Raw genomic sequence first — 16,907 nt, forward strand, 5'->3', positions numbered from 1 at the left:
GTCCCCGCGGACGCTCCGCCGGGGCCGGTTCGATTCCATCCGGAGATTGCAATATCAGTACCCCTGACAACAAGCAGAATCGTCGCAATCATGAAATCCGCGTGCCGCGCGTGCGCGTGATCGGCAGCGACGGTGAAATGATCGGCGTGTTGACGCGCGACGAAGCGCTGTCGATGGCCGAGGATGAGGGCCTGGACCTGGTCGAGATCCAGCCGCAGGCCGATCCGCCGGTCTGCAAGATCATGGACTTCGGCAAGTTCAAGTTCGAACAGCAGAAGAAGGCCAACGAGGCCAAGAAGAAGAGCCGCCAGGTCGAGATCAAGGAAGTCAAGTTCCGTCCGGTCACGGACGAGGGCGACTACCAGATCAAGCTGCGCAAGATGCGTGGTTTCCTCGAGGAGGGCGACAAGGTCAAGGTCAACATCCGCTTCCGTGGCCGTGAGATGAGCCACCAGGAGCTGGGTCGCGAGATGGCCGGTCGCATCGAGGCGGACCTGGGCGAGGACATCGTGATCGAATCGCGCCCGCGCCTGGAAGGCCGGCAGATGGTCATGATGATCGCGCCGAAGAAGAAGTAACGGCGCCGCGGCCCGGGCCGCAGCCGTACCCGCGGACGGGGAGGGGCCTGGCGCCGGCTTCCCGTCCCGTATTCATTTGCCTGTCCCCGCTGCCGCCTGCGTTTGCAAGTGTGCTGGGGCCCGGGCATAATGGGCGGCCCGGTTCGCCGGGTTTGCTGTTTGCAACACCCAACAGGACCTGCCTGCCTCCATCGGGAGTGCGGGCTTCAAGCAGGCAAGGGCAAGGATGGAAAGCGTGGCGCAAGCCACCGCCCGGCCAGTAAAAAGAGACCATCAAGGACATAGCAATGCCCAAGATCAAGACCAACCGGGCGGCGGCCAAGCGTTTCCGCAAGACCGCTTCCGGCAAGTACAAGGCTGGCCACGCCAACCGTAGCCACATCCTCACCAAGAAGGCGACCAAGCGGAAGCGTAACCTGCGTCAGACGAACCACGTCCGCGCAGAAGACGCAGGCCGTCTGGACCGCATGCTGCCCTACCTCTGAGGAACTGAACCATGGCACGAGTCAAGCGTGGTGTGCAGGCGCGCCGCCGCCACAAGAAGATCATCAGCCAGGCGAAGGGCTACTACAATGCCCGCCGCAAGGTTTTCCGCGTCGCCAAGCAGGCGGTCATCAAGGCGCAGCAGTACGCCTATATCGGCCGCAAGCAGAAGAAGCGCAATTTCCGTTCGCTGTGGATCACCCGCATCAATGCGGCTGCCCGCATCAACGGCATGAGCTACAGCCGTTTCATGAACGGCCTGCTCAAGGCTGGCATCACCCTGGACCGCAAGGTGCTGGCGGACATCGCCGTGCACGACGCGGCGGGTTTTGCCGCGCTGGCCGAGAAGGCCAAGAGCGCGCTGGCGGCATAAGTCCTTCCCCTGCCGGCGCGGTTCACCCGCGGCGGTGGTGAATGAGACAATGCATGGGGAAGGGCGCAAGTCCTTCCCCATTTCTTTTTCCAGCTTGGCCGTTCCCTCTTCCCTCGGGAGGAGGCGCCCCGAGGGGGCGGATGAGGGCGCGCCGCAGGAGCCCGCGGCAGTAGCGGGGTTGAACGCGTCGCCACGCACCGGATTGGGAAACAATCGGTGCATCGGCGTCAGCGCAATCCGACTACGCTAGGATTCGCTCGTGCCCTCACCTCGATCTTCTTCCACCGGAAGGGGACTGGGAGCTCCGGGATATCGCCCCGGCGCGGAACGTGTGAGGCGACCCATCCGAGATCCGTCGATCCATGAGTGACATCCAATCCCTGACCACCCAGGCGCTGGCCGACGTGGCCGCGGCGCAGAATCCGGAAACGCTGGAGAACCTGCGCGTGGCCCTGCTGGGCAAGAGCGGCAGCATCACCGCGCAGCTCAAGCAGCTGGGCGCATTGCCGGCCGACGAACGCAAGGCGGCGGGCGAGGCGATCAACCGCGCGCGTGATGCGGTGTCCGCGGCGCTGGGCGAGCGCAAGGCGCTGCTGGAGAACGCGGCCTTGGACGCGCGCCTGGCATCCGAGCGCATCGATGTCACCTTGCCCGGGCGCGATGGCGGGCGCGGCGGCCTGCATCCGGTCACGCGCACCTTGGAGCGCATCACCGAGATCTTCGGCCGGCTCGGCTACGAACTGTCCGAAGGCCCGGAGATCGAGGACGACTGGCACAACTTCGAGGCGCTGAACTTCCCGCCGCACCACCCGGCGCGCGCCATGCACGACACCTTCTACTTCGGCGATGGCCGCCTGCTGCGCACGCATACCTCCGGGGTGCAGGTGCGCTACATGGGCGACCACCGCCCGCCGCTGCGCATGATCGCCGCCGGCAAGGTCTACCGCAGCGACAGCGACCAGACCCATTCGCCGATGTTCCACCAGGTCGAGGGCCTGCTGGTGGACGAGCACTCCACCTTCGCCGATCTCAAGGGCACGCTGAGCGAGTTCGTGCGCGCCTTCTTCGAGCGCGATTTCGAGATGCGCTTCCGCCCGAGCTATTTCCCGTTCGTGGAGCCGGGCGCGGAGGTGGACATCGCCTGGCAGCAGCCCGACGGCAGCACCCGCTGGCTGGAGGTGCTGGGCTGCGGCATGGTGCACCCGAACGTGCTGCGCAACTGCGGCATCGATCCGGAGCGTTACACCGGCTTCGCTTTCGGGTTGGGCGTGGAGCGCTTCGCGATGCTGCGCTATGGCGTGAACGACCTGCGCGCGTTCTTCGACAACGACGTGCGTTTCCTGCGCCAGTTCGCCTGAGGCGCGGCAGCAGGTTCCCACAGGCACACACGGCGGGCGATGGCCCGCACAACGGATCGAGCAACGATGAAATTCTCCGAAAACTGGCTGCGCAGCCATGTCCCCACCGACGCCTCGCGCGACGCGCTGAGCGCGGTGCTGACCGCCATCGGCCTGGAGGTCGAGGACGTGACGGCGTTGGGCCAGGGCCTGGACCACGTGGTGGTGGCGCGCATCGTCGAGGCGGTGCGCCATCCCGAGGCCGACCGCCTGCAGGTGTGCAAGGTCGATGCGGGCCGGGGCGAGCTGCTGCAGATCGTCTGCGGAGCGCCGAACGCGCGCCCGGGCCTGGTGGCGCCGCTGGCCCTGGTCGGCGCGCAGATCGGCGAGCTCAAGATCAAGCCGGCCAGGCTGCGTGGCGTGGAATCCAACGGCATGCTGTGCTCGGCCAGGGAACTGGGCCTGGACAGCGACGCTTCCGGCCTGCTGGAGCTGCCGGATGACGCGCCGGTGGGCACGGCGCTGGTCGAGTACCTCGGCCTGCCCGACGCCAGCATCGAGATCAAGCTCACCCCGAACCGCGCCGACTGCTTCAGCGTGCGCGGCATCGCCTTCGACGTCGCCGCCGCCACCCGCAGCCAGGTCAAGCCGTTCACCGCCGACGCGGTGCCGGCGCAGGGCGCGCGCGAGCTGGCCATCACGCTGCAGGCCGGCGCCGAGGCGCCGCGCTACCTGGGCCGCGTGATCGAAGGCGTCGATGCGCGTGCGGCCACGCCTTCGTGGATGGCCGAGCGCCTGCGCCGCAGTGGCGTGCGCCCGGTGTCGCTGCTGGTGGACATCACCCAGTACGTGATGCTGGAACTGGGCCAGCCGATGCATGCCTACGACCTGGACACGCTCAAGGGCGGCATCGGCGTGCGCCGCTCGCGCGCCGGCGAAACCCTGAAGCTGCTCGATGGCCGCGATGCGACCCTGGACGACAGCTTCCTGGTGATCACCGATGCCGACCGCCCGGTCGGCCTGGCCGGGATGATGGGGGGCTTCGATACCCGGGTCACCGACGCCACCAGCAACGTGTTCCTCGAGGCGGCGCATTTCGCGCCGGCCGCGATCATGGGCCGCGGCCGCAAGCTGGGCCTGCACACCGATGCCGGCCACCGTTTCGAGCGCGGCGTCGATCCGCAGTTGCCGCGCACCGCGATCGAATACGCCACCCGCCTGGTGCTGGACCTGGCCGGCGGCGTGCCGGCGCCGGTCACCGAGGCCGTGCGCGAGGCCGACCTGCCCGTGGCGGCCACGATCCTGCTGCGCCGCGCACGCATCGCGCGCGTGCTCGGGATCGCCATCGACGATGCCGAGGTCGAGCGCATCCTGCGCGCGCTGGGCATGGAGGTGGCGCCGGCGGCCGAAGGCTGGAATGTCACCGCGCCGAGCCGGCGCTTCGATATCGCCATCGAAGAGGACCTGATCGAGGAGCTCGCGCGCATCCACGGCTACGAGCAGATCCCGACCACGCTGCCCGCGGGTGCGGCACGCATCGCCATGCCCAGCGAAACCCGCCTGGACGAGCTGAGCGTGCGCCGCCAGCTGGTGGCGCGCGACATGCTGGAAACCATCAACTACGCCTTCGTCGATGCGCAGCTGCTGGACCACTGGTCGCTGCTGGACGATCGCGTGGCGCTGGCCAATCCGCTGTCGGCGGAGCTGGCGGTGATGCGGCCGATGCTGCTGCCGGGTCTGGTGGCCACGCTGGGTCGCAATGTCGCGCGCCAGGCCGGCCGCGTACGCCTGTTCGAACTGGGGCGCGTGTTCGCGCAGCAGGCCGGCGAAGCCGGGCAGGCGCCGCGTGAAACCGTGCGCGTCGCCGCGGCGGTCTGTGGCGATGCCGCTGCGCTGCAATGGGGCGAGAAGGCGCGCAAGGTCGATTTCCATGACCTCAAGGGCGACCTGCAGTCGCTGGCCGCCGCCGCCGGGGCGCAGCTTGAGTTCCGTGTCGCGCAGCACCCGTTCGCGCACCCGGCACGGTCGGCCGACGTCTGGCGCGACGGCCAGCGCATCGGCTGGATCGGCCAGCTGCACCCGCGCCTGGCCGCGGCGATGGAGATCGACGTGGAAGTGCTGGCGTTCGAGCTGGACCTGGAGCCGCTGGCCGCGCGTGCGCTGCCACGCGCCGGCGAGCTGTCGCGGTTCCCGGCGGTACGCCGCGACCTGGCCGTGGTGGCGGCCGAGGCGGTCGAGTGGGCGGCGCTGTTGGCGACCATCCGCCAGGCCGCGGGCAGCCTGCTGCGCGAGGTCGTGCTGTTCGACCGCTACGTCGGCCAGGGCGTCGAACCCGGATTCAAGAGTCTGGCTATGGGCTTGATTTTGCAGGACACCTCGCGCACTCTGACGGACCGCGACGTGGACGCCGTGGTCGCCTCCGTGGTGGCCGCCGTCGAGCATGAACACGGCGCCAGGATCCGGGGCTGAAGCGCAGGTAACAGGGAACAGGCATGGCATTGACCAAGGCGGAGATGGCCGACCGGTTGTTCGACGAGGTCGGCTTGAACAAGCGCGAGGCCAAGGAGTTCGTCGATGCGTTCTTCGACGTGCTGCGCGATGCATTGGAACAGGGACGTCAGGTGAAGCTGTCCGGCTTCGGCAATTTCGACCTGCGGCGCAAAAACCAGCGCCCGGGCCGCAATCCCAAGACCGGGGAGGAGATTCCGATTTCCGCCCGCACGGTGGTCACCTTCCGTCCGGGCCAGAAGCTCAAGGAGCGGGTGGAGGCATATGCTGGATCCGGGCAGTAACCGCGAACTTCCGCCGATTCCGGCCAAGCGTTACTTCACCATCGGTGAGGTCAGCGAGCTGTGCGACGTGAAGCCGCACGTGCTGCGTTACTGGGAAACCGAGTTTCCCAGCCTGGAGCCCGCCAAGCGCCGCGGCAACCGCCGCTACTACCAGCGCCACGACGTGCTGATGGTGCGGCAGATCCGCGGCCTGCTGTACGAACAGGGCTACACCATCGGCGGTGCCCGCCTGCGTCTTGAAGGCGAGGGTGCGCGGCAGGAGTCGGCGCTGAGCAACCAGATCATCAGGCAGGTGCGCATGGAGCTGGAGGAAGTGCTGCAGTTGCTGCGGCGTTGACCGCTTCCACGGCAATACGCGTATAATCGCCGGCTCGCCACCACGGTGGCGGCATGCAGTAACGATCGGGGCGTAGCGCAGCCTGGTAGCGCATCTGCCTGGGGGGCAGAGGGTCGTCGGTTCGAATCCGGCCGTCCCGACCAATTACTGTTTGCTGATCAACGGCTTGCACTTCATGGTGCAGGCCGTTTTTCGTTGCGCCATGCGCGCTGCCACTGCTGAGAGCGGGCGTCGTCGGCAACTCCCGCCACCTTAACGCGCAGGGGCGTGGAACCGGCTAGATTCGCGCCTTTCCCGGATGTCAGGAACGGACATGCGCGTTGCCCGATGGAGTGTGCTGGTGGGGTTGTGGTTGGTTTCGCTCTCGCAGTTGCATGCGGCTGCGCCGCCCGCCGTACCCGCGAGCACGCCGGACCCGGCGCCGATCCGCGATCTGGAAACCCTGGTGGTGCATGGCGTGCAGCCCGGCCCGGGGTTGTGGAAGGTCAGCAAGGACGACCACGTGCTGTGGATCCTGGGGACGGCGTCGCCGCTGCCCGACCGGATCCAGTGGCAGTCGGGTGAGGTGGAAGCGATCGTCGCGCGCTCGCAGCAGGTACTGCTGCCGCCGTCCTTGTCGTTCAATGCCGACGTGGGCTTCTTCGGCATGCTGGCGTTGGCGCCGGCTGCGTGGAAAGCGATGCGCAACGAGGATGGCGCGAAGCTGGAGGATGTGCTGCCACCGGCGCTGTATGCGCGCTGGCAGGCGCAGAAGCGCCGCTACCTGGGGCGCGACGGTGGGGTCGAGCGCAAGCGGCCGATGATCGCCGCCAGCGAACTGTACGCGGCGGCGATCAAGTCGGCCGGACTGGGGCAGAAGCCGGTGGTCTGGCCGGTGGTGCAGAAGGCGGCCAAGGCCGCCGGCATCAAGCCGACCTCGACGACGCTGAAGTTCGAGATCGACGACCCGAAGGCGGCGATCCGCGAGTTCCGAGCCGGCGGTTTCGATGACGTGGCCTGCTTCGAGCACAAGCTGGCGTCGGTCGAGCGCGACCTGCCGCGGCTGGTGGAGCGCGCCAATGCCTGGGCGGTCGGTGACGTCGAGGCGTTGCGCCAGTTGCGCCTGGAAGACGCCGATGGCGCCTGCCTGCGTGCCGTTGCCGATTCCGGCTTCGCCCGCAACCGCGGCTATGGCGATCTGCGCGAGCGCGGCTACCGGCACTGGATGACGATCGCCGAGGAGGCGCTGGGCCGGAACCGCGAGACGTTCGCGATGTTGCCGGTCGACGGCCTGCTGGCTGCCGATGGCTACCTGGCCCGGCTGCAGGCGCGTGGCTATGCGGTGGAAGCGCCCTGAGCCGGCGCGGCGTCAGCTGGCCGCCAGCAGCCCGGTGATCGCCAGGACCAGGAACAGCGCGGTCAGCGCGCCGAACAGCAGCGGCCGGGCGCGGAAGGTAGCGGGGGGGCGCTGCTCGATGCGGGCGATGCTGGTGCGCAGGATGAGCCCGGCAGGGAAGCCGTTGCGGGCCATGGTGTCGTCGCAGGCATCCGTGCAGGCATTGCATTCGATGCACGAGTCGTTGCGGCCGTTGCGGATGTCCAGGCCGATCGGGCAGGCACGCACGCAGGCGTCGCAATCGGTGCAGTCGCCGAGATGGGCGTCGCTGAAGGTCGGGCGCGGGCCGGCGCTGGCCGGGTGTGCGGCGCGGAACACATAGTCGCGCGCGGTCACCGGATCCAGCAGGCCACGCGCACGCTGCATCACGCTGCCGCCGCCGGCCGCGCGTGCGCCGCGTGGCTCGCCGCGCCGCGCGTCATAGTGGATGGACGGGGTGAAGGCGTCGGTCAGCCATGGCTGCACGCGGCCGTATGGGCACAGGTAGGTGCAGACCTGCTCGTGCAGGAACAGCACGTTGGCCCAGGTGGCCAGGGCGTAGAAGGCGATCCAGAATACTTTCCAGCCCCCGAGCTCGAAGGCGGGCAAGCCGCCGACCAGGCCGCCGATCGGTGAGAAATAACCCACGAAGGTGATGCCGGTCCACAGCGATACCGCGGCCCACAGCGCGTGCCGCAGGACTGGCTCGGTGCGCCCGCCGGCCCGCCCGTTGAGCGTGGTGAGGCGGCGCACTGCGCGGTGCAGGCGGGTCAGTACGGTCTGCGGGCAGGCATAGGCGCACCACAGCCGGCCGTACAGGCTGGTGACCAGGCACAGCGCGGTCAGTCCTGCCAGCGCCAGCCACAGCAGTGGCACGATCGCATCGGTGCGCAGGCCAAGGCCGAAGAAGTGGATGCGGCGTGCCTCGATGTCGAACAGCAGCAAGGGGGCATCATGCCAGCGCAGCCATGGCACGCCGTAGAACAGGCCCAGCATCAGCGCCAGCACCAGCCATTGCGCGACATGGCGCCGCTGCACCGGTGCCCGGCGTGTGGGCGCGGCCGGGTGCGCGGTCGCGGAGTAGCCGGGGCGCTGGATGCTGCTCATTCCAGCGGCGGCTCTTCGTCGCCACCGGGCGCGCGCAGCAGCAGGGCGGTCACGCTGCAGGCGCAGAACGTGCCCAGCCACGCCAGGAAGAAGCCGGCGGTATAGCCGAGGCCGCGGCTGATCGCATGTTGCGGAAAGCCGATGCGCTGCAGGTCCAGCGGGTCGAAGAAGGCGAAGAACAGCACCGACGCGACCACCGCGACGAAGAAGCTCGGCCACAGCACCGCGCCCAGCTTCTGTACCGGGGAGGGGGGCGTGGGGGACGAGGTGTCGGGGTCGATCATGGTGACATCGGACGCGGGGCCTGTCGGGCGTACAATCGGTGCTTGCCGCTTCGCCGAAGCGGCGGTGAAGGCAAGGGCGGACTTGCCTTCAGCCTAGGCAGCCCCGGGCCGGGCAGCCTTGATCTGGATCAAGCCATGCCCGGAAGCCGTTCAGCACAATGGCCGCCAGGCGAGGAGCTTTGCAGCAATGAACGATGAACGCCTGCCGCAGCCGGCGGCGGACCTGTGCAGCGAGGAGGAGATCGACCGCCTGGTACGGCGCTTCTACGGGCGCGTGCGCAAGGACGACCTGCTGGGGCCGGTATTCGAGGCGCATGTCGACGACTGGGAGGCGCACATGCGGCACCTGGTCGATTTCTGGTCGGCACTGCTGCGCGGCACCCGCCGTTTCCAGGGCGCGCCGATGCAGAAACACATGGTGATCGACGAACTGCGCGAGGAACTGTTCGAGCGCTGGCTGCAGTTGTTCCGGCAGACCACGGCCGAACTGGGCAACGTGCCGATGCAGCGGCTGGCCGATGATGCCGCCGAGCGCATCGCCGGCAATTTCTGGCGCCGGTTCCAGATGTCGCGCTGGCCCACGCTGACGGTGCTGGACCCCTAGGGCCGGCCACGCTCCGGGCCGGGGCGTGCGGCGGCTCCATTGATCTGGCTCAAGGCAGCCGCGCGCGGCATCGGGCAGTCTGCGCGCATGGACACTCCCCTTGCATTTCCCGATCCCCTGGGCTGGACCTTCGATCCCGACATCCTGCGCCGCCATGACCGGCCGGGACCGCGCTACACGTCCTACCCCACCGCGCCGCATTTCCACGATGGCTACGGTGCCGGGCAGTTCCGCGAGGCCATCGCGCGCAGCAATGCATCGGCGCGGCCACTGTCGCTGTACGTGCACGTGCCGTACTGCACCAGTCCCTGCTTCTACTGCGGCTGCAACCGGGTCATCAGCCGCGACCGTGACAAGGGGGCGCCGTACGTGGACCGCGTGCTTGCCGAAGCGGACCGGGTGGCGCCGCTGTTCGCACCCGGGCGCGAGGTCACCCAGCTGCACTTCGGCGGCGGCACACCCAACTTCCTAGAGCCGGAACAGTTGTCGCGCCTGGTCGAGGGACTGCGCCAGCGTTTCTGCTTCAGCGGCGATACCGGCCGCGATTTCTCCATCGAACTGGACCCGCGCTCGGTCAGTCCGGACGATATCGCCGTGCTGGCGCAGCTGGGCTTCAACCGCGCCAGCCTCGGTGTGCAGGATTTCGACCCTGCGGTGCAGCAGGCGATCAACCGCGTGCAGGGCGTGGACGAGACGCTGGCGATCATCGACGCCTGCCGCCGCCATGGCCTGCGCTCGGTCAACGTCGACCTGATCTACGGCCTGCCGAAGCAGACCCTGGAAGGCTTCGCACGCACGCTGGAAACCGTGCTGGCGGTGCGTCCGGACCGGCTGGCGATCTACGGCTACGCGCACATGCCGCACCTGTTCAAGGCGCAGCGGCAGATCGTCGATGCGGAGCTGCCCGACGCCGAACGCAAGCTGGCGCTGCTCGGGCTGGCGGTGGAGCGGCTGTCGGCGGCGGGGTACCAGTACATCGGCATGGATCATTTCGCGCTGCCGGAAGAAGACCTGTCGCGCGCGCAGCGCGCCGGCAGCCTGCACCGCAATTTCATGGGCTACACCACCCATGCCGACAGCGACCTGCTGGGGCTGGGCGTAAGCGCCATCAGCCGGATCGACAACAGCTACAGCCAGAACCCGCGTGACCTGAAGGACTGGGAGGCGCGGATCGATGCTGGCGGCCTGCCGGTATGGCGCGGGCTGGAGCTGGATGCCGACGACGTGCTCCGTGCCGAGCTGATCCAGCAGCTGATGTGCCATGGCCGCGTGGACGGCCACGCCCTGGCGGCGCGCCACGGCATCGATTTCGAGCAGTACTTCGCCGTCGAACTGGCGGCGCTGCAGCACCTGGCCGCCGATGGGCTGGCCCGGTACCACGACGGCGTCGTCGCCGCGACCCGGCAGGGGCGGCCACTGCTGCGCCTGATCGCCATGTGCTTCGACCGTTACCTGCAGGCGCCGCAGCAGCCGGCACGGTACTCGCGGGCGATCTGAACGCCGCCGCGGGGCGTGGCCGGCGTGCGACGGCCACGCCCGCGTTGGGAACCGCCGCCGCAGCCCCGCCGCGATGGCGGGGTTCGACCGCATGGCATCGTTCGGATTCACAAGCGCGTGCCGATCAGGCAGGCTATCGCGATGCCCGGATGGCGAAACTGGTAGACGCATCGGACTTAAAATCCGCCGGGGGCAACCCCATGCCGGTTCGATTCCGGCTCCGGGCACAATGACTTAGGCGGCTTCGGCCGCCTTTTTCATTTCCGCAATGAAGGCGGCATTTCCGCAATTCATCGCGTCGGGGTGACCTTGGCGCCGCAGCGGTTGCGAACTTAGTGTTCGGTCATCCCCCTCCCCCAGGTGTGGCCGAAGTTGGCGCTGCGCTTGGCGAATGTCGCCGGCAAGATCCGTTTTTTGTTTCGACCGTTGCTCGCTGGGAAGTGGATGCCGCTCACTACGGGGGGGCGGGGCTAGGTTTGCCCCGGCATCTGGACGCCACATCTATGGTGAGGAGTTTATGTGGTGTAAGGAATTTCCTACGCTGCAACTGGTATTTTTCCTATTGTTATATATAAATGATGGTTTATTTTACATTTGGTATTTTATTTCCAGTGTTTTGATTGTATTGGAGTTGCTTTTCTGTGTGGGTGATTATTCATCTTTGGAGGACGTATGGGTATTGGTCGTTCGCTTATAATGGCATCTGTGTTGACTGTTGGAATTGTTTTTAATGGGAGTGTGTCGGCAGATATTGGTGCTATATCTCAGCATTCTGGTGAAGCGGCGGCTGGTGGAACTTGGTTCTTTAATAATGCAAATGGGCGAGTTTCGTTTTGTGTGTCTAGGGTGACGAGTTTGGGGGTTCCGGCGGGGAAGTGCTCAACTCCCGTTTCTACTACGACAAGTACTTCTGGATTTGAGGTGCAAGTACATGCTTCCTCCATATGGATTACGTCAAAATCTAACGAGAGTGTTTATCAGTGTTCTTATAACTTGATTAGCGGGATGACGACTGTTCCTGCAGTAACTTGTACGCTAATTTGGACCCTTGCTCCACTCCATTGATATGTCTTTATTGTGGTGTGTGATGTGATGTTGCTTTTTTATATATGGTATTGAGGTAGTTGCTGTGTGCAGGTGGCGCTGATATTTTCGTATTCTATTCCTATCTTAGTCTTTGTAAAACTCTGCCTATCGCGGGCATTTGGAAATTCCGCCATTTTGGTGGTTGGCGGTGATCAGGTGTGGAAATTTCCCGGGACGTTGCTCTACCATTTGCGAGTGGCATTGCTTAAAGTTTGCCAGCTGCAACCCCATGCCGGTTCGATTCCGGCTCCGGGCACCAGCATGCAACCTTGAGGGATGGGATGAGCGCCGACATTTCCGCAGCCAGTGCGCCGCGCATCGCCGTCGTCGGCCTGGGCTATGTGGGCCTGCCGCTGGCGGTCGAGTTCGGGCGGACGCTGGACACGCTTGGGTACGACATCGATGCCACGCGCGTGGCCGAGCTGCGCCAGGGCCACGACCGCACGCTGGAGCTGGATGCCGCCGAACTGGCGGCGGCCACCTGCCTGCGCTATTGCGCCGACGCGGCGGAACTGGCCCGGTGCAATGTGTTCGTCGTCACCGTGCCCACGCCGATCGATGCGTGGGAGCAGCCTGACCTGGAGCCGTTGCGCGCGGCCAGCCAGCTGATCGCCGGGGTGCTCAAGCGCGGTGACCTGGTGATCTACGAATCCACCGTCTATCCCGGCACCACCGAGGAAGTCTGCGTGCCGCTGCTGGAGCAGGGCTCGGGCCTGCACTTCAACCAGGATTTCTGGTGCGGCTACAGCCCGGAGCGGATCAATCCGGGCGACCGCCAGCGGCGCCTGCCGGACATCCGCAAGATCACTTCCGGATCCACGCCGGAAGCGGCCGAAGTGGTGGACGCGTTGTACCGCCGCATCATCGCCGCCGGTACCTGGCGCGCGCCGTCGCTGCGCGTGGCCGAAGCGGCCAAGGTGGTGGAGAACATCCAGCGCGACGTCAACATCGCCCTGGTCAACGAACTGGCGCTGATCTTCGACCGCCTCGGCATCGATACCCTGGACGTGCTCGAGGCGGCCGGCACCAAGTGGAACTTCCTGCCGTTCCGCCCGGGCATGGTCGGCGGCCACTGCATCGGCGTGGACCCGTACTACCTGCTGCACAAGTCCGAGAGCGTGGGCTACCACCCCGACCTGATCCACACCGCGCGCCAGGTCAACAACCGGGTGGTCGCGCACGTGGTGGCGCGGGTGGACGCACTGCTGGCCGGCAAGGGCAAGCCGCTGCGCGGTGCCCGGGTGCTGGTGCTGGGTGTGACCTTCAAGGAGGACTGCCCGGATCTGCGCAACAGCCGTGCGCTGGATCTGGCCCGCCTGCTGTCCGGGCAGGGCGCGCAGGTCGATGCCTTCGATCCATGGGCGGATGCGGCCGAGGCCGAGCGCGAATCGGGCATGCGCCTGGTCGATGCGCCCGCGCAGGGACACTACGACGCGGTGGTGCTGGCGGTCGCGCACCGCCAGTTCCGCGAGCTCGACGCCGCGCGCATACGTGCGCTGGGCGTGCCGGAGATGGTGGTCTACGACGTCAAGTCGGTATGGCCGCGGCACGTGGTGGACGACCGGTTGTAGAATCCGCCATCCCCGGTCACGAGGACGGCAATGCATCGTTATCTGGTCTATGTACTGGCACTGGTCCTGTTGCCGGTATCGCTGGTGCTGGCGGCGCACTGGCCCGCGTGGTACTGGGGCGTCGGCCTGTTCGCCGCGATGGCGCTGATCGGTACCTGGGACATGCTGCAGCGGCGCAGCGTGCTGCGGCGCAATTATCCGGTGCTGGCGCACTTCCGCTACGGCTTCGAATCCATCGGCCCGGAAATCCGCCAGTACTTCGTGCAGAGCGACCTGGAGGACGTGCCGTTCTCGCGCCAGCAGCGCCAGCTGGTCTACCAGCGTGCGCGCAACGTGATGGACGTGGTGCCGTTCGGCACGCTGCGCAGTACCTACGCGGTGGACTACGAGTGGATCAACCACTCGATGGCGCCGACCAGCATCCCGCACCACGACTTCCGCGTGGTCATCGGCGCCGGCTGCGCACGGCCTTACTCGGCCAGCGTGTTCAACATTTCGGCGATGAGCTTCGGTTCGCTGTCGGCCAACGCCATCCGCGCGCTGAACAAGGGCGCGAAGATGGGCGGCTTCTACCATGACACCGGCGAAGGCTCGATTTCGCCCTACCACCGCGAGAACGGCGGCGACCTGGTGTGGGAGATCGGTTCGGGCTATTTCGGTTGCCGCGACGAGCAGGGGCGTTTCAGCGAGGAGCGCTTCGTCGAGAACGCCAACCACGACCAGGTCAAGATGATCGAGATCAAGCTGTCGCAGGGCGCCAAGCCCGGCCATGGCGGGGTGTTGCCCGCGGCCAAGGTCAGCGCGGAGATTTCGGTCACCCGTGGCGTGCCGATGGGTGTGGACTGCGTGTCGCCGTCGCGGCACTCGGCGTTCTCCACGCCGGTGGAACTGCTGCAGTTCGTCGCGCGCCTGCGCGAGCTGTCCGGCGGCAAGCCGACCGGCTTCAAGCTGGCCATCGGCCATCCGTGGGAATGGTTCGGTATCGCCAAGGCCATGCACGAGACCGGGCTGTTGCCCGACTTCATCGTGGTCGATGGCGCCGAGGGCGGTACCGGCGCATCGCCGGCCGAGTTCATCGACCACGTCGGCGTGCCGATGAACGAGGCGCTGATCCTGGTGCACAACACGCTGGTGGGCCTGAACCTGCGCGACCGTATCCGCATTGGCGCGGCCGGCAAGGTGACCAGCGCCTTCGACATCGCGCGGACCATCGCGCTGGGGGCAGACTGGTGCAACGCCGGGCGTGGCTTCATGTTCGCGCTGGGCTGCATCCAGTCATTGAGCTGCCACAACGACAAGTGCCCGACCGGCATCGCCACCCAGGATCCCAGCCGCTGGCGCCACCTGGACCCGACCGACAAGGCCGAGCGGGTACGCAATTTCCACGAGAACACCCTGCGCGCGCTGCGCGACCTGCTCGGCGCGGCCGGCCTGAACGACCCCTCGGAACTGGGCCCGGAGCACATCCTGCGGCGGGTGTCGCCGATCGAGATCCGCTCGATGGCGACGTTGTACCGCTACCTGGCGCCGGGCGAATTGATCGACCGGGTGCCGGGCCATGCGGTGTTCCGCGAGTACTGGGCGGACGCGCGCAGCGATTCGTTCCAACCGCCCGCGCGCATCGCGGCGCTGCGCGGTACCAAGCTGCACTGAAACCCACGCCCCTCCCGGGGGAGAGGCTGGGGCGGCGGGCCGGGCACCGGGTGGAAGTACGGTGCCTCGCCGTCGTGGCATGCCCACCGCGGTGCGCTCAGCGCAGCCAGTCGACCACGCCCTCGGCCGCGCGCAGCGCGCTGGCATAGCAGGCGGTGAGCAGGTAGCCACCGGTCGGCGCTTCCCAATCCAGCATCTCGCCCGCGCAGAACACGCCGGGCAGGGCCTGCAGCATCAACCCCGCATTCATCGCCTCCAGGCGCACGCCGCCGGCGGTGCTGATGGCCTCGGCCATCGGCCGCGGCCGCAGCAGGCGCAGCGGCAGGCGCTTGAGCGTGCGCGCCACCGCATCGGGGTCGTCGCCGGCATCCTTGCCCAGCCGTTCGAATACCAGCGCGGCCTTGACCGCATCGATGCCCGCAGCGCGTCGCAGGTGCTCGCCGAAGCTGCGCCCCTTGCGCGGGCGCGACAGGTCGGCATGCAGGCGTACCGCGTCGCGGCCGGGCACCAGGTCCAGTTCCAGCAGCGCATGGCCGTCGCGGTTGATGGTTTCGCGCAGGTCGGCGGCGATGGCATAGACCAGGCTGCCCTCGATGCCGTATTCGCTGGCCACGCATTCGCCCTGCAGCTGCTGCGGCCGGCCATGCAGGTCGCGCCAGTGCGCGACGACAGGCTTCAGCGGGCTGCCGGCATGGCGCTGGCAGAAATGCCCGCTCCAGTCGAGGTCGAAGCCGCAGTTGGCCGGCTGCAGCGGCGCGACGTCCACGCCGCGCGCATGCAGCGCCTGCACCCAGGCACCGTCCGAGCCGAGTTCAGGCCAGCTGCCGCCGCCCAGTGCCAGTACGGTGGCGTCGGCGGTCACGGCGATCTCGTCCTCGCCGCACTGCAAGCGCAGCGAGCCGTCGCCGTTCCAGCCCAGCCAGCGATGCTGGACGTGGAAGCGCACGCCCTGTTCCTTCAGTCGCCGCACCCAGCCGCGCAGCAGCGGCGCGGCCTTGCGGTCCAGCGGGAACACCCGCCCGGAACTGCCGACGTAGGTGTCCACACCCAGGCCGCGCGCCCAGTCGCGCAGGGCATCGGCGTCGAAGCCGTCCAGCCAGCCGGCGACTTCGGCCTCGCGTTCGCGGTAGCGCTGGTCGAACTGCGGGCGTGGTTCGGAATGGGTGAGGTTGAGCCCGCCCTTGCCGGCGACCAGGAACTTGCGCCCGGGCGAGCCCTTGGCCTCGTACAGATCGACCGACAGGCCGCACGCGCGCAGGCGCTCGGCGGCGAACAGCCCGGCGGGACCGCCGCCGACCACCGCCACGCGCTTGCCGGCGCGCCCGGGTTCAGCGGGGCTGGACATCGAGCAGTTCGACGTCGAACACCAGCGAGGAACCCGGCGCGATCGGGCCGGCGCGGCGGTTGCCGTAGCCGTAGTCGGCCGGGATCATCAACGTGCGCTTGCCACCGACCTTCATCCCGGCCACGCCTTCGTCCCAGCCGCGGATGACCTGCTTCTCGCCGAGATCGAAGGTGAACGGCTCGCCACGATCGAGCGAGCTGTCGAACTTCTCGCCATGCCTGTCGGCGCGGCGCTCGTCGTAGATCCAGCCGGTGTAGTGCACGGTGACCCGGGCGCCGGGTACCGCTTCGGTGCCGCTGCCCGGTACCGTGTCGATGCGCTCGAAGGCGGCGATGCTGCCCCCCGGGGGCGGACCGGGCGGGGTGCAGCCGGCGGCAAGCAGGGACAACAGCAACGGCACGAACAGGCGACGCATGGTGGGCTCCAGGTTGAAGGCGGCCGCGCGGGATGCGGGGCAGGCCAGGGGAGGGGCGGCGAGCCGGCCCCGCGCACGCGCAGGCGCGTAC

At 67.6% G+C, this 16,907-nt stretch carries 16 protein-coding genes and 2 tRNA genes; 14 read left to right on the forward strand and 4 right to left on the reverse strand.

Annotated elements, in window-relative coordinates; translation table 11 throughout:
- The first annotated feature begins 53 nt into the window (after positions 1-53).
- The 9 genes from infC (at position 54) to QQA12_RS06420 (ending at position 7,236) form a co-directional block, all read left to right on the forward strand.
- The gene (infC, locus tag QQA12_RS06380; RefSeq protein WP_225546736.1) at positions 54-578 is read left to right on the forward strand and encodes a translation initiation factor IF-3; all 525 of its coding nucleotides are present in this window, start codon (positions 54-56) and stop codon (positions 576-578) included.
- A 287-nt stretch (positions 579-865) separates the two neighbouring features.
- Positions 866-1,063, forward strand: a complete 198-nt coding sequence (gene rpmI, locus QQA12_RS06385) for a 50S ribosomal protein L35 (protein ID WP_010342861.1) — start codon at positions 866-868, stop codon at positions 1,061-1,063.
- An 11-nt stretch (positions 1,064-1,074) separates the two neighbouring features.
- Entirely contained in the window at positions 1,075-1,434 is a 360-nt protein-coding gene (gene rplT / locus QQA12_RS06390) for a 50S ribosomal protein L20 (protein ID WP_054664681.1), read from the forward strand.
- A 362-nt stretch (positions 1,435-1,796) separates the two neighbouring features.
- Entirely contained in the window at positions 1,797-2,792 is a 996-nt protein-coding gene (locus QQA12_RS06395) for a phenylalanine--tRNA ligase subunit alpha (RefSeq protein ID WP_056932292.1), read from the forward strand.
- Between the two features lie 66 nt (positions 2,793-2,858).
- Positions 2,859-5,240, forward strand: coding sequence for a phenylalanine--tRNA ligase subunit beta (gene pheT / locus QQA12_RS06400; protein WP_226050006.1), 2,382 nt, complete (start codon positions 2,859-2,861; stop codon positions 5,238-5,240).
- A gap of 23 nt (positions 5,241-5,263) precedes the next feature.
- Complete coding sequence (locus QQA12_RS06405; protein ID WP_054657702.1) at positions 5,264-5,563, forward strand: integration host factor subunit alpha; 300 nt, start codon at positions 5,264-5,266, stop codon at positions 5,561-5,563.
- The gene (locus QQA12_RS06410) at positions 5,544-5,900 is read left to right on the forward strand and encodes a MerR family transcriptional regulator (RefSeq protein WP_054664690.1); all 357 of its coding nucleotides are present in this window, start codon (positions 5,544-5,546) and stop codon (positions 5,898-5,900) included. Before QQA12_RS06405 ends, QQA12_RS06410 begins: the two co-directional genes overlap by 20 nt.
- 66 nt (positions 5,901-5,966) lie before the next feature.
- Positions 5,967-6,043 (forward strand) — tRNA-Pro (locus QQA12_RS06415).
- Between the two features lie 170 nt (positions 6,044-6,213).
- On the forward strand, positions 6,214-7,236 hold the full coding sequence (locus tag QQA12_RS06420) for a TraB/GumN family protein (RefSeq protein WP_226050005.1): 1,023 nt from the start codon (positions 6,214-6,216) through the stop codon (positions 7,234-7,236).
- Positions 7,237-7,248: 12 nt separating this feature from the next.
- Here QQA12_RS06420 and QQA12_RS06425 read toward each other — a convergent pair whose 3' ends face one another.
- Together QQA12_RS06425 and QQA12_RS06430 are read right to left on the reverse strand one after the other, a co-directional pair.
- Positions 7,249-8,361 carry a 4Fe-4S dicluster domain-containing protein gene (locus tag QQA12_RS06425; protein ID WP_226050004.1) on the reverse strand — a complete coding sequence of 371 codons (1,113 nt, stop codon included), beginning with the start codon at positions 8,359-8,361 and terminating at the stop codon, positions 7,249-7,251.
- Entirely contained in the window at positions 8,358-8,645 is a 288-nt protein-coding gene (locus QQA12_RS06430; RefSeq protein WP_182334107.1) for a hypothetical protein, read from the reverse strand. The genes QQA12_RS06425 and QQA12_RS06430 overlap by 4 nt, the downstream gene beginning before the upstream one ends.
- Before the next feature lie 187 nt (positions 8,646-8,832).
- Here QQA12_RS06430 and QQA12_RS06435 point away from each other — a divergent pair, with 187 nt between their 5' ends.
- The 5 genes from QQA12_RS06435 to QQA12_RS06455 all read left to right on the forward strand — a co-directional run bounded on the left by QQA12_RS06435 (position 8,833) and on the right by QQA12_RS06455 (position 15,056).
- Positions 8,833-9,249 carry a group III truncated hemoglobin gene (locus tag QQA12_RS06435; protein ID WP_226050003.1) on the forward strand — a complete coding sequence of 139 codons (417 nt, stop codon included), beginning with the start codon at positions 8,833-8,835 and terminating at the stop codon, positions 9,247-9,249.
- 87 nt (positions 9,250-9,336) lie between these two features.
- Positions 9,337-10,746, forward strand: coding sequence for an oxygen-independent coproporphyrinogen III oxidase (hemN, locus tag QQA12_RS06440; protein WP_054668641.1), 1,410 nt, complete (start codon positions 9,337-9,339; stop codon positions 10,744-10,746).
- 143 nt (positions 10,747-10,889) lie between these two features.
- Positions 10,890-10,973 (forward strand) — tRNA-Leu (locus QQA12_RS06445).
- Between the two features lie 1,140 nt (positions 10,974-12,113).
- Positions 12,114-13,403: a nucleotide sugar dehydrogenase gene (locus QQA12_RS06450; RefSeq protein ID WP_226050002.1), complete on the forward strand. Its 1,290-nt coding sequence runs from the start codon at positions 12,114-12,116 to the stop codon at positions 13,401-13,403.
- Positions 13,404-13,433: 30 nt separating this feature from the next.
- On the forward strand, positions 13,434-15,056 hold the full coding sequence (locus tag QQA12_RS06455; RefSeq protein WP_226050001.1) for an FMN-binding glutamate synthase family protein: 1,623 nt from the start codon (positions 13,434-13,436) through the stop codon (positions 15,054-15,056).
- Between the two features lie 97 nt (positions 15,057-15,153).
- Here the strand turns inward: QQA12_RS06455 and QQA12_RS06460 are convergent, their stop codons facing one another.
- On the reverse strand, positions 15,154-16,401 hold the full coding sequence (locus QQA12_RS06460; protein ID WP_226050000.1) for a TIGR03862 family flavoprotein: 1,248 nt from the start codon (positions 16,399-16,401) through the stop codon (positions 15,154-15,156).
- On the reverse strand, positions 16,385-16,816 hold the full coding sequence (locus tag QQA12_RS06465; RefSeq protein ID WP_226049999.1) for an FKBP-type peptidyl-prolyl cis-trans isomerase: 432 nt from the start codon (positions 16,814-16,816) through the stop codon (positions 16,385-16,387). The genes QQA12_RS06460 and QQA12_RS06465 overlap by 17 nt, the downstream gene beginning before the upstream one ends.
- Between the last annotated feature and the right edge of the window lie 91 nt (positions 16,817-16,907).

Source organism: Stenotrophomonas sp. 17(2023), from assembly GCF_030345315.1.
GTDB classification, from domain to species: Bacteria; Pseudomonadota; Gammaproteobacteria; order Xanthomonadales; family Xanthomonadaceae; genus Stenotrophomonas; species Stenotrophomonas acidaminiphila.